This window comes from Okeania sp. SIO3B5 (genome assembly GCF_010692555.1).
GTDB lineage: Bacteria > Cyanobacteriota > Cyanobacteriia > Cyanobacteriales > Microcoleaceae > Okeania.
Genome location: NZ_JAAHHG010000056.1, coordinates 24,065 through 35,828, shown reverse-complemented (window position 1 = coordinate 35,828; position 11,764 = coordinate 24,065). Strand labels below are relative to the sequence as shown.

The window sequence follows — 11,764 nt, the reverse complement described above, 5'->3', positions numbered from 1 at the left end:
AAAGAGCAAGGTTATGGTTTTCCTCGCTTTAAAAACAAGTACAGAATGCGGTCTTTTGTATTCCCTCAGTTTAAAAATAATCCCATCTCGAACGAGTATATAAAACTACCCCAAATTGGATTAGTTCCGATGAGATTATCTAGACCAATTCCAGAAGGATTTAAGCTGAAACAGGTGAGGGTTGTAAGACGAGCAAGCGGGTACTTTGCCATGTTATCTATACAAAGTCCCGTCAGTGTTCCGGATGCCCCTGCTTCAGGACATCCCCTAGGAATTGATATTGGACTTGATAAATTCTTAGCAACTTCTGATGGTGAATTGATTGAACGTCCAAAGTTTTTAAGCCAACTACACAGCAAGTTGAGATTACTGCAACGTAGATTAAAGTTAAAATCTAAGGGATCAGCAAATCGACATCAGCTTAACCAAAAAATAGCAAGACTTCATCAAAAAATCTCAGACACCCGAAAAGACTTTCACTTTAAACTAGCTCATCATTTATGTGACCAAGCAGGAATGATATTTGTGGAAGACCTAGACTTGAGGAAATGGGCTAAAGGAATGTTAGGCAAGCATACTTTAGATGCAGGGTTCGGTCAGTTTTTCAATATCTTAGCTTGGGTATGCAGGAAACGAGGGGTATATTTCGGCAAGGTAGACTACAGATATACCAGTCAAATTTGTCCGAATTGTGGAGCGCATACAGGTAAAAAAGATTTGTCTGAACGTACTCATAAATGCCCTGAATGTCACTACGAAATCAACCGTGATGTAGCAGCAGCAAAAGTAATTTGCCATCGAGGTGTCACTGCGGTCGGGCAGATCGTGGTTCAAAAAATTGACTGTGTAGGCGTACTGTCGGGGGCTGGCAACAGTCTAGATAAGTGCCACTCAAGCAGTAAGCCTAAATCGTGAGGTTTAGGAATCTCCCGTTATAATCTTTGGTTTAAGGGGAGAGGATGTCACATACCCCTCAACCGACTCTGGTTTGCCTAGAAGAGAAACCATTTTGAGCCTATAAAATCTAACTTCTGACTTCTAACTTCTGACTTCTGACTTCAAAAAAACCCTACTGCCTCAATAGCCGCCTCCAGAGCGATCGCCACATGAGTCCAATGAGTCCCCCCCTGACAAAACACCACATAAGGTTCCCTCAAAGGACCATCCGCCGAAAATTCAGAAGTCGCCCCATCAATAAAAGTCCCCCCCGCCATAACCAACTCACTTTCATATCCAGGCATCGGTGCCGGTACCGGATCTAAATAAGACCCCACAGGCGAATATTGCTGAATAGCTCGACAAAAAGCAATCAACTTCTCCGGAGAACCCAACCTTATCCCCTGAATAACATCCCGTCGTTTTTCAAAAGGAAGAGGATTAACAGGATAACCCAACTTATCAAAAACATAAGCCGTCAAATGATTACCCTTCATTGCCTCCCCCACCATTTGAGGCGCCAAAAATAAACCTTGAAACAACAACCTATTCTGCTCAAAAGTTGCCCCACCACTACTACCAATACCAGGAGCAGTTAACCGACAAGCAGCAGCCTCCACCAAATCTCCCCTACCCGCCACATACCCACCAGCCGGAACTATAGTACCACCAGGATTTTTAATCAAAGACCCCGCCACCAAATCAGCTCCCACCACAAGAGGTTCCCGCTCCTCAATAAACTCCCCATAACAGTTATCCACAAAACAAACTGTCCGAGGATTTTGTTCCTTAACTATCTTGACAATTTTCTCAATATCTGCAATAGACAAACTAGCTCGCCAAGAATAACCACAAGAACGTTGAATCAAAGCCAGACGAGTTTTCTCAGTAATTGCAGACTCCAACCCCCGCCAATCTATTGCACCAGTCTCAGTTAACGGCAATTCCCGATAACTAACGCCAAAATCTTTCAGAGAACCTTGGCCTTCGGACCTCAGACCAATAACCTCCTCCAAAGTATCGTAAGGAGAACCCACCACAGACAACATTTCATCCCCTGGCCTCAGAGTCCCAAACAAAGCACAGGCGATCGCATGAGTTCCAGAAACAAATTGGACTCTTACCGCTGCTGTCTCAGCCCCCATAATCTGAGCAAAAACCTTGTCCAAAGTTTCCCGCCCTAGATCGTCATGGCCATAACCAGTAACTCCTGCAAAGTGATGGACACCTACCCGATGCTCCCGAAAAGCATCTATAACTCGTCTGAGATTTTGCTTGACTAAGCTATCAATATCGGAAAATATGGGAAATAGGTCTTGTTCTGCTGTTTGTAGATAAGTAGTGCTATTCATATTTAATTTGTTGTATTTGTGGTATGCTATACAAAGTGTAAATTTTTGTTAATACTCAAATTCACAATAAAATCTAAAATTCCTTTGTCAACAAAGAATTAATTTAGATTGTTGAGGCTGTGATTTTTTTTGAAAAAAGTTTCATCAAAAAGCCATAATAAATTTGAAGTCAAAAAACTCAATAAACAAAGCAGTGTTTTGCTTAATTTTAAAGATAGTAATTGACTTTTTTTTATCAATCAAATTTTCAGATTCAATCACCAAAAATTAGAGATTTTACTATATTTATTTACTATATTTATAGTACCTTGGTTTAAGAAAAATTATCCTGTATTATTAGTTAGGAATTTAAACTTAAACACTTAACAAAAAACTGGATTTTGGTATAAGAATATTTTTTAACTTTCTGCTTCTGAATTAATAGATATAGATTAAGTAGTTATTACCAAAATATTTTCCATATCCTATACGAACATATAAACTTGCTTTGATTAAGCTAGCTCCTTTTGAGCTATTTAGTTCTTAACCTAGAGATTTTCATGACAATTTCAACAACATCAGAAAAATTTTCCCCTGATTGGAGCATAATAGGCTTTATGGCATTCCTGCATATTGGAGCCTTGTTTGCCCTGCTTCCCAGTAACTTTAGTTGGACTGCAGTTGGTTTAGCCTTATTATTACATTGGATTACAGGTGGTCTAGGTATTACATTAGGCTTTCATCGTATGGTGACACACCGCAGCTTTAAAACTCCCAAGTGGCTGGAATACTTCTTAGTTTTTTGCGGTACACTTGCCTGTCAAGGTGGAGTTTGTGACTGGGTAGGTTTACACCGTATTCATCACCTACATTCAGATAATGAACAAGATCCCCATGACTCCCATCGTGGGTTTTGGTGGAGTCACATGGGTTGGATGCTTCATCATCTACCAATCAGATCGGAAGTTCCTCGCTATACCAAAGATATAGCAGACGATCCTGTTTATAAATTTTTGCAAAATAACTTTATTCCCATTCAGTTTGCTTTTGGCATTTTACTTTTCCTTATAGGAGGTTTACCTTTTGTAGTTTGGGGTATTTTCTTCAGAATAGTTGCTGTTTTTCACTGCACTTGGTTAGTTAATAGTGCCACTCATAAATTTGGTTATCGTACTTATGATGCTGGTGATTCTTCTACTAACTGTTGGTGGGTAGCCGTATTAACTTATGGTGAAGGTTGGCACAATAACCATCATGCTTTTCAGTATTCTGCACGTCATGGTTTGCAATGGTGGGAAATTGATACGACTTGGATGATGATTCAATTATTACAAGTTTTTGGTTTAGCAACTGATGTGAAATTGGCAACAAAATAGCATAACGGAAGGAAGAAGGAAGAAGGAAGAAGGAAGAAGTAAGAAGTAAGAAGGAAAAAGTAAGAAGTAAGAAGTAAGAAGTAAGAAGTAAGAAGGAAAAGTCTTACTTTGTCTGAGTTTTAAACTTTTGAACTGTCCTAACCTTTCCTTCAACTGCTATACACCCTAAATTAATTTTTTCACCCTATATGAAAAGCATCATATAGGGTAATTTTTGTAAGCATTTCCTCCAGAATACTTACACCATTTCTCAAAAACTTTTCTACATTTTGTTGAACAGGGGAGTAGGGGAGTGGGTAGGGACGTTGCATGCAACGTCCGTACAGGGAGAAACAAACATAAGAATAATTAGGGCTTGCTGATTAAATCTAAAAGCATTGACATATAAAGACAAGTGCCTGTTTGGGGTAAACAAAAGTGCAAGCTTTTCAGCTCTTCATGCTCAAAAAGTTAGTATTTTAGGCGCATAGTTGGGCAGAACAATCTTGGGAAAATTCTTACTCCTACCTCCTCGCTCCCAAGCCATTTCTCCTGTCTCCCCCTCCTGGGAGGGGCGAGGGGTGGGTTGTCTCCTGACTCCTACCTCAACAAAAAGACTTTTTCAGCAAACCCTAATTAACATTAACTTAGCTGAAATTAACAAAAAAGTGATTTTGCTTGTGCTGATTAGTTAACAACTGAAGTCTTGCCCAAGTATAGCAATACTTTTGGGAATTAGTATTACTTATTTTCTGCTTTAATATCTCATCTTTTTTCGTTTTGCTGCGCGATCTTAGGTCTCATTAATTAGTAACGGGACTTTAGCAAAAAATGCCTTAAAAGTTGTAAAAATACTCTTCTTCATTCTCTTGAAAATGTCTGAAATTTCCCACTATTTCCTACTACCCTGCTTAAGAAAATTAGTTGAAACTTTAATTATTAAATAATTAACACAGAAAAAATAACCTTTTCGATAATTATTAGTCAGTTCATATTAATTATTCGGTGGTTGTGCATATTAATAGTCGTGCATTGTCATTATTTTTGTTACGAGAACAGTGGAAGCTTCTTGCTCCCATGACCGAAGAATTAAGGTTTGAAGCCTCTCCTTTAAAGGATAAACAAGAAAAAAATTTCCTTTTAGTCAATCCTATCCGTTTTCAAGGAGAGGTAATTATTAATTATTAATTATTAATTATTAATTATTAATTATTAATTATTAATTATTAATTATTAATTATTAATTATTAATTATTAATTATTGAAGGGTATTCCTTTTTCCTATATATCATTACGCAAGCAGGACTACCAATTACTCCTATGTTGACCGAATAATTAAGGTTTGAAGCCTCTCCTTAAAAGGAGAAACAAGAAAAAATTTTCCTTTGAGTCTTACCTTTTCTTTTCAAGGAGAGGTAATTATTAATTATTAATTATTAATTATTAATTGTTGAACACTTCCCTACTCAGGTCACCGTCTATAAGCAAGCCAGACAATCAAGGCAGGAAGCATAGCCAAAACCACTGCCACCAGTGCCCAAATAACTATATTAGAACCAGGAGAATGTAAGGCCAGAGGTAACCAAATCACTAATGGGACTAAAATCATTACTATAGCTATTGGTAAATAATGCGCCCTCCAATTAGAATAGGCACGATTCCAATGTTTGCCTGTCCATCGCCAAGCTGGTTTGTAGGGATAGTGAGTCGAGAGTTGTTCAATAGTATCCCCACTTTCATTTACCACAAATATTTGCTGACAGCGATTACAGCCAAAGGCATCTGTCAGGGTTATTGGAATTAAGTTGCCCCTACGTCTACATGGACAGGGGTACTCTCCATTCAAATCAATTTTCAGAGCTTTTTGAGGTCGCAAAGTAATCGTAGAACCGACGGCGTTGATAGAAAAAAGACAATCTAATAATCAGCATAGGTATATTATCCCAATTCTAACTTATAGCAAAAGCAAGAGGAAACAGGGAACAAGGAAAAAATTTTATTCTTGATATTCCATTGTTTGAACTATTTAATAGACGAACTTAAGCTTTATTAGTCAAAAGTTTCACCCTTAATTAAGCGGGTAACGCGATTCGAACGCGCGACATCAACCTTGGCAAGGTTGCGCTCTACCACTGAGCTATACCCGCAGTTTTTAACCATACATCTATAATTTCACAAATAATTTTATTTGTCAACCCTCTAGCAGATTTTTTCCGATCAAAAATTGTAGATAGCTTGGTTTCTCAAAAAAATTGGGTCGCGCAACCCCGCCTTTTAAGGCGAAATATTTTTGGAGCCTTGCTCAAATCCCCGTTACAAAAATAACTTCTGTACGTCGCCAATCCGACGGCTCCCCTATCTGACTTCTGACTTCGTTAAGCTTCTGGAGATAGATCGGATTCTACTAAATGGTTTGAAGTTATAGGTAACGCTTGTGTTGTACCAGTAATACTACGATTATTAGGTGAGGAGTTTATACCACCTCTCATTTGACGCATCAAACTAGCCATTTCCAGAGCATTCATGGCATATTCCCAACCCTTATTACTTTTAATGCCAGCTCTCTCTAGAGCTTGTTGCATAGTATCTGTAGTTACAATGCCAAAAATTACTGGTACTCCCGTTTGAAATGCTGCCGCTGCAATTCCTTTAGATACTTCAGCAGCTACATAATCAAAATGAGGAGTTTGGCCCTTAATTACAGCTCCCAAACAAATTACTGCATCATAGCTACCATTCATGGCCAGTTGACGGGCAACTAGAGGAATCTCAAAACTACCTGGGACCCAAACATAATCCACTTGAGTACCCTCTGGGTTTGGATCTACACCGTGGCGTTTCAAACAATCTTGACAACCCTCAATCAATTTGCCAGTAATTAAGTCATTGAAGCGACCAATCACAATAGCAAAGCGTAAGGAGTCCGTTTGAGTAAATGTTCCCTCGAAAACTGTCATATTAGAATTCTTTTTTAGTTAAATTTTTGAAATAAAAGCTAATAACTTTTAGTATAAAGGTGAGTAAGAGTCAAGTAGCAACAAGCACTAACTCGCTATCTCTTGCCTCTTACACTACGTTTTATCTAGGTATTGCCCAATAGAATTGTCTGATTCTATCAATTTAAAATCAAAATTTCTGGCCTAAACCACCAAAAAGTTCAAAACACCTACTGCAATTACCAGTGCTACCCACAAACCAGAACCAATAAAGATCAAAGGTTTGCCTTGACTCCAAATTTGGGGGGAAGCATAGGCAACAGGTACGCCAACTACTAATATAAAAGACAAAACTACTAATAGAAGTAGTACAAATTGAAACAGGAATGTTAACATCTATTCTCCCGGTATAACAACAAACTCATCCTATAAAAAATTAGAATATCATATAGCAGGGAACAGAGAACAGGGAACAGGGAACGGTTGAAAAAATATTTTCGCCCTCTAAGATTCATCATCAGTTTATACCTAACCAATTTTTTCTTAGCTACATACTGTGCAACGATAATCTTAAATTTGAGTGGTTAATTTTTGATGTAGGTAGGTCATTTCAGAGATATAATATAAACTTTTCCCTTTTTTATTACTTTGATGGAACATTCAAAAGTGTCGTTAAAGTCAACAGACCTTATTATCCTAGAAGCGACTAAAGACAAATTAGCAAATCTTTCCTCAGAATAATTACCGAATAATTAAGGTTTAAAACCTCCCCTTTTAAGGGGATAAAAAGAAAAATTTTCCTTTGAGTCAATCCTCTCCTTGAAAAGAAGAGGTAATTATTAATTATTAATTATTAATTATTAATTATTGAAAAATAGTTTTAGATTTCTTAACTTACTTAATTACTTTTCAACTTTCAAAACTAATTATTCCCTGAGATTCGAGAAAACAGATTTTAAACTTGTCAAAAATTCCCTGCTTTCCTAAAACATTAAAGGATACGCCCAAGCGATGGGAAAATCCAATCAGACAAGTAAATCTTTCCCTGCCCAACTGTATTTCTAAATCGTGCAAATAAACTGGAATCAGACTACCATCTCCTACTTGTAAATTGACGCGATCGCTCTTGGAGATAATTAAACTCAAATTCCTCCGCAACTTTAGAACTAACCACACTATAATTTGCTCCTGAATCGACGTAAAAATCTACCCGTCTCCAGGCATTTTTTAGAAGAACGCCAAGAGTAATTATAGGTTGAAAAGTACCGTTGACCAGTTTGTAGTTAAATCTAAATAATTGCCATAAAATTAGTGCCCTTTGCTTAAATTAAAAATGGTTCTAAATCATCGGGATGGGGTACGTTTATTAGTAATGGCCCTACCAAACCTGCCTTTTGTCGGGCGGCACAATAATCCCTTACTTCTCTTCCCACGGCAACTACTTTACCTTCATTAATAGCCACCATTTGTCCTGGATACTGTTGGATAAGTTTGTTGTAATTTTCGGTCAACCACTTATCATCTTCCTCTAAAATTACTGCTAATTCTTCGACGCTAATATCGCTCATAATTTCTCCTAAAAAAAATAGGTTTGTAACTAATATATAGCAATTTTTGAATCCCCTTTCAACTTTCAAAACTAATTATTCTATGAGATTCGATAAAATAGCAGGTAGCCATCAAGTTTGTCATTGGGTTCGGGCAGTTCAAAAACTAAAGGCATTACTATATTTTCTTCTTTTTTAAAGAACTATAAACCTCGCTATCATTATTGCCAACAGCGACAATAATTATTAATTATTAATTGTTAATTATTAATTATTTACCGACCTTTAGCTAAATCGGCATAAATAATAATTTCTATGCCTAAAACTACTAAGAGAATAAGCTCAACAACACAAAATATATGAATCACCAAAGGAAGATTTGTACCTAGAGACCAGAAAGCAAATAAAGCAACTAAACCAGAGAAAACAAAAGTAATTTCATCAATAATTAATTGCTGTATTTTGCGCCTTTTTCTTCTTTCATCACTTCTATGAGCAATCTCCCAGCCAAAGATATATTCGATATCTGAATCATCTGTTTGTGCTTTAATTTTTTCTGTGAGATTTAACCGAATATATTTTCCAATAGCAGAAATTTTGTCATCATTAACTAAATAAGTCCAACCGAGAATTAGGCAAACCCAAGGAATAACTAAGAGGGCATAAAAATTAGTTTTATTTGATAGAGCAAAGGAAAGAATTCCACCAAATATTCCCAGGGTTACATAAATTATTTGGTCTCGGAATGCAATACGTTTTACTTGCTCTTCCTTCAATTTGTTGTATTCAAATAGAAAAACTTGAAGTATGGGTTCTTGGTCGTTCATATAATTTTTTTCTGTAATAAGTTGGTAATAGAAGTAATTGAGCAGTATTGGAAATGAGTTGAAATTTATTGAAAAGCAGTTTAATTTTTACACATTTCAAAATAAATTAGCCATAATAGAAAGCAGTTCAATTACTAGGTAAAAGGTATGTCTTGTGCGGTTATTTTAACGGCAATTCGCATCGAATATATGGCAGTACGTGTTCATCTTAGTGATTTGAGGGAAGAGATGCACCCTAATGGGACAATTTATGAGAGGGGTAAATTTTCTATTGGTAGTCAAAAGTGGGAAGTGGGTATTGTCGAGACTGGTGCTGGAAATTCCTGTAGTGATAGAAGCAGAAAGGGCGATCGCTTATTTTAAGCCTGATGTAATTTGGTTTGTTGGGATAGGTGGAGGGATTAAGGATGTCCAATTGGAAATTTTTCTTACAGCTTACTATCAAAAATTAAAAAACACATAATGCTAATTAAGGAGAAAACAATGAGTTCAACTGACGCAATAATATTTTCTATTTTAGACCGAGATAACTTTACTCAACTAGAATTAATTTTCCAAAGATTGTTTCGGCAATTTGATTCTATTTCTGGAAGGCGAGGGTTTCTAGAATCTGTTGGTATTGATGATTACTTTATAAATCGCCTAGATTTTAACTTATCTCATCAGGAATTTATAACTATATTAATTACGATGACAATGAATACAACTGAATCAATGATATTTTCTATTTTAAAGCAAAGTCATATTACTAAACTAAAATCAATCTTCCAAAAATTGTTTCAACAACTTGATTCTATTTCTGGAAGGCGGGCGTTTCTAGAAAATGTTGGTATTGATAGTTACTTTATAGATAGCCTAAATTTTAACTTACATCCTCAGGAATTTGTAAGTATATTAGTCGCTGATTTAAAAGATTATACAGTCTCTCGCCAAAATCCTTATTATCATCCACTATTACTAATTACACATTTTGTAACTAATCAACCTAGAAAAAAATTTGGTTATTTAGAAGACCGAGACATTGAGTTTTTAGAGGAATTGCAGAAAATGGGAAATTTACAAATTCAAAAATTTCTGCAATACCAATCTCATGAAACAATGGAAGGTAATAATAAAAACTTAAATAATTACTTAAGCAAAATCGAGAAAAATCTTAAAAATCAAGGTGCCTTAGATATACAAAAGAACGTTAAAAGTACAGATGGAAAATTTGAGTTTGAGGTTGTAGGAAAAATAACTGATTTTGAACTTCCTTTCGGTGCATTTAATATGAGGGGAGATGCTTTTTTTATCATCGATTATTTACCCTCTATAAATACAAAAGCTTTAAGACAGTATTCTACTCAATGTCTAGAATATGGAAAAGATCGAACTACTTCATCTGTTGGTACACAAATTTTTAATTTTAGAGTACCTTGTAATATTTGTTTTTCTATCGCTGTAGTTAAAAATTTAGACCAGGAAGTTAAAACTAAGATACGCCAAGAAAATCCTTTCGATCAGAATGTAGATTTATTATGGTATGAAGTTCCTGTTATTTATTGTTTAGATGAAGCCATACTTTATTTTTACGACCAACCTTCGTCATTTTGGGAACAATTCAAGGGAGAAATAGCATGGAAAAGGTTGAGAGAAGTCATTGAAAAAACTTTAATTGCCTAATATATAGTTAATTTTATCTCACTCAGATAATAGTTAGCTAAGAGGCATTTAAAATGCGTTTAGCAAGTCAGAAGTCAGTAGGGGTAATTTACCAGATAATGAATAATTAATAATGAATAATTAATAATTAAGAGTTGATAGTTAAGAATTATTCATTCAACAATTCAGGTTTAAAGCCTCCCCTGTTAAAGGGATCAAATAAAAAAAATCCTTTTAGTCAATCCTGTCAGTTTTAAGAAGAGGTAATTGTTAATTGTTAATTGCTGAAGAATCACCCGTACAGAAGTAATAAGGGTTATATCATCAACTAAGCACACAGCAAATATGCAGTTTAAATCCACAATAGTTTACTGGCGATCAAGATGCTCGCACTGCTTAAAATTCAAAATATATTAATACTAATAGAAGGGTGAACTATGAACCTCAATACTTATTTAGATAGTATTCAGGAAAATCTGAAAAGTCAGGGTGCTTTAGATATAAAGAATAATGTTGAAACTAAAAATAGAAACTTTAATGCCAATCTTGTGGTTAAATTAACTAATTTTGAACTTGATTTTGGTTTATGTAAAATGAGAGGAGATGCTTTTTTTGTTATGACTTATTTTCCCTCTATTACTACACAGACTTTAAGACAGTATTCTACTGAATGTCTAGAATATGGAAAAGAAAAAGTTACTTCATCTATTACCGCACAACTTTGGAATTTCAGAATACCTACCAATATTTGTTTTTCTGTTGCTGTTGTCGATAATTTAGACCAAGAAAATAAAAGGAAGATACGTCAAGAAAATCCTTTCGATCATAATGTTGATTTATTATGGTATGAAGTGCCTGTTGTTTACTGCTTAAGTGAAGAACAACTTTATTTTTATGACCAACCTTCGTCATTTTGGGAAAAATTTAAAGGAGAAGGAGCATGGAAAAGGTTGAGAAAAGTCATTGAAACAACTTTAATACCTTAATAGCAGATTCTACTTTTGTCAGGTACATTCATCGGGGGCAAATATGGCCGCACTACAAACATTTAATTGTTAATCTCTGTACTTCTTATACGAGGAATATGCTGTATTTCTTAGGTCAAAAATTTCTCTTCTAGATATAACATTTCTTATACAGATGAGGTACATTTACGATCCCCCTAAATCCCCCTTTTTAAGCAGTTCCCCC

Annotated in this window: 13 protein-coding genes and 1 tRNA gene; 6 read left to right on the top strand and 8 right to left on the bottom strand. The window is 35.5% G+C overall.

Going from position 1 to position 11,764, the window contains the following annotated elements; all coding sequences use genetic code 11:
• Positions 1–915: transposase (locus F6K54_RS10590; protein WP_293077217.1), on the top strand; the 915-nt coding region annotated here is incomplete at its 5' end.
• Between the two features lie 143 nt (positions 916–1,058).
• On the opposite strand, the gene F6K54_RS10585 is transcribed toward F6K54_RS10590, so the two are convergent.
• On the bottom strand, positions 1,059–2,288 hold the full coding sequence (locus F6K54_RS10585; protein ID WP_293077215.1) for a methionine gamma-lyase family protein: 1,230 nt from the start codon (positions 2,286–2,288) through the stop codon (positions 1,059–1,061).
• A 539-nt stretch (positions 2,289–2,827) separates the two neighbouring features.
• On the opposite strand from F6K54_RS10585, the gene F6K54_RS10580 reads away from it, so the two are divergent.
• Both F6K54_RS10580 and F6K54_RS10575 read left to right on the top strand, forming a co-directional pair.
• Positions 2,828–3,643 carry an acyl-CoA desaturase gene (locus F6K54_RS10580; RefSeq protein ID WP_293077213.1) on the top strand — a complete coding sequence of 272 codons (816 nt, stop codon included), beginning with the start codon at positions 2,828–2,830 and terminating at the stop codon, positions 3,641–3,643.
• Between the two features lie 990 nt (positions 3,644–4,633).
• Positions 4,634–4,810, top strand: coding sequence for a hypothetical protein (locus F6K54_RS10575; RefSeq protein ID WP_293077211.1), 177 nt, complete (start codon positions 4,634–4,636; stop codon positions 4,808–4,810).
• Positions 4,811–5,093: 283 nt separating this feature from the next.
• Here F6K54_RS10575 and F6K54_RS10570 read toward each other — a convergent pair whose 3' ends face one another.
• The 7 genes from F6K54_RS10570 to F6K54_RS10540 all read right to left on the bottom strand — a co-directional run bounded on the left by F6K54_RS10570 (position 5,094) and on the right by F6K54_RS10540 (position 8,932).
• Positions 5,094–5,498, bottom strand: coding sequence for a hypothetical protein (locus F6K54_RS10570; protein WP_293077209.1), 405 nt, complete (start codon positions 5,496–5,498; stop codon positions 5,094–5,096).
• A 199-nt stretch (positions 5,499–5,697) separates the two neighbouring features.
• Positions 5,698–5,769 (bottom strand) — tRNA-Gly (locus F6K54_RS10565).
• Positions 5,770–5,997: 228 nt separating this feature from the next.
• Positions 5,998–6,579, bottom strand: coding sequence for a 6,7-dimethyl-8-ribityllumazine synthase (gene ribH / locus F6K54_RS10560; protein ID WP_293077207.1), 582 nt, complete (start codon positions 6,577–6,579; stop codon positions 5,998–6,000).
• A gap of 183 nt (positions 6,580–6,762) precedes the next feature.
• The gene (gene psbZ / locus F6K54_RS10555) at positions 6,763–6,954 is read right to left on the bottom strand and encodes a photosystem II reaction center protein PsbZ (protein WP_293077205.1); all 192 of its coding nucleotides are present in this window, start codon (positions 6,952–6,954) and stop codon (positions 6,763–6,765) included.
• 513 nt (positions 6,955–7,467) lie between these two features.
• Positions 7,468–7,734, bottom strand: coding sequence for a hypothetical protein (locus tag F6K54_RS10550; RefSeq protein WP_293077203.1), 267 nt, complete (start codon positions 7,732–7,734; stop codon positions 7,468–7,470).
• A gap of 146 nt (positions 7,735–7,880) precedes the next feature.
• Positions 7,881–8,126, bottom strand: coding sequence for a DUF5678 domain-containing protein (locus F6K54_RS10545; protein ID WP_293077201.1), 246 nt, complete (start codon positions 8,124–8,126; stop codon positions 7,881–7,883).
• A gap of 254 nt (positions 8,127–8,380) precedes the next feature.
• The gene (locus tag F6K54_RS10540; RefSeq protein ID WP_293077199.1) at positions 8,381–8,932 is read right to left on the bottom strand and encodes a hypothetical protein; all 552 of its coding nucleotides are present in this window, start codon (positions 8,930–8,932) and stop codon (positions 8,381–8,383) included.
• A gap of 147 nt (positions 8,933–9,079) precedes the next feature.
• Here F6K54_RS10540 and F6K54_RS10535 point away from each other — a divergent pair, with 147 nt between their 5' ends.
• The 3 genes from F6K54_RS10535 to F6K54_RS10525 all read left to right on the top strand — a co-directional run bounded on the left by F6K54_RS10535 (position 9,080) and on the right by F6K54_RS10525 (position 11,559).
• Positions 9,080–9,295, top strand: coding sequence for a hypothetical protein (locus F6K54_RS10535; protein WP_293077197.1), 216 nt, complete (start codon positions 9,080–9,082; stop codon positions 9,293–9,295).
• Between the two features lie 120 nt (positions 9,296–9,415).
• Complete coding sequence (locus F6K54_RS10530) at positions 9,416–10,594, top strand: hypothetical protein (protein WP_293077195.1); 1,179 nt, start codon at positions 9,416–9,418, stop codon at positions 10,592–10,594.
• A 416-nt stretch (positions 10,595–11,010) separates the two neighbouring features.
• Positions 11,011–11,559, top strand: coding sequence for a hypothetical protein (locus tag F6K54_RS10525; RefSeq protein WP_293077193.1), 549 nt, complete (start codon positions 11,011–11,013; stop codon positions 11,557–11,559).
• Positions 11,560–11,764: the final 205 nt, after the last annotated feature.

Bases quoted from the DNA above. Each gene is read 5' to 3' on its own strand.
- F6K54_RS10585 (WP_293077215.1), bottom strand. From the start codon at position 2,288: ATGAATAGCACTACTTATCTACAAACAGCAGAACAAGACCTATTTCCC.
- F6K54_RS10580 (WP_293077213.1), top strand. From the start codon at position 2,828: ATGACAATTTCAACAACATCAGAAAAATTTTCCCCTGATTGGAGCATA.
- ribH (WP_293077207.1), bottom strand. From the start codon at position 6,579: ATGACAGTTTTCGAGGGAACATTTACTCAAACGGACTCCTTACGCTTT.
- psbZ (WP_293077205.1), bottom strand. From the start codon at position 6,954: ATGTTAACATTCCTGTTTCAATTTGTACTACTTCTATTAGTAGTTTTG.
- F6K54_RS10545 (WP_293077201.1), bottom strand. From the start codon at position 8,126: ATGAGCGATATTAGCGTCGAAGAATTAGCAGTAATTTTAGAGGAAGAT.
- F6K54_RS10540 (WP_293077199.1), bottom strand. From the start codon at position 8,932: ATGAACGACCAAGAACCCATACTTCAAGTTTTTCTATTTGAATACAAC.
- F6K54_RS10535 (WP_293077197.1), top strand. From the start codon at position 9,080: ATGTCTTGTGCGGTTATTTTAACGGCAATTCGCATCGAATATATGGCA.
- F6K54_RS10530 (WP_293077195.1), top strand. From the start codon at position 9,416: ATGAGTTCAACTGACGCAATAATATTTTCTATTTTAGACCGAGATAAC.
- F6K54_RS10525 (WP_293077193.1), top strand. From the start codon at position 11,011: ATGAACCTCAATACTTATTTAGATAGTATTCAGGAAAATCTGAAAAGT.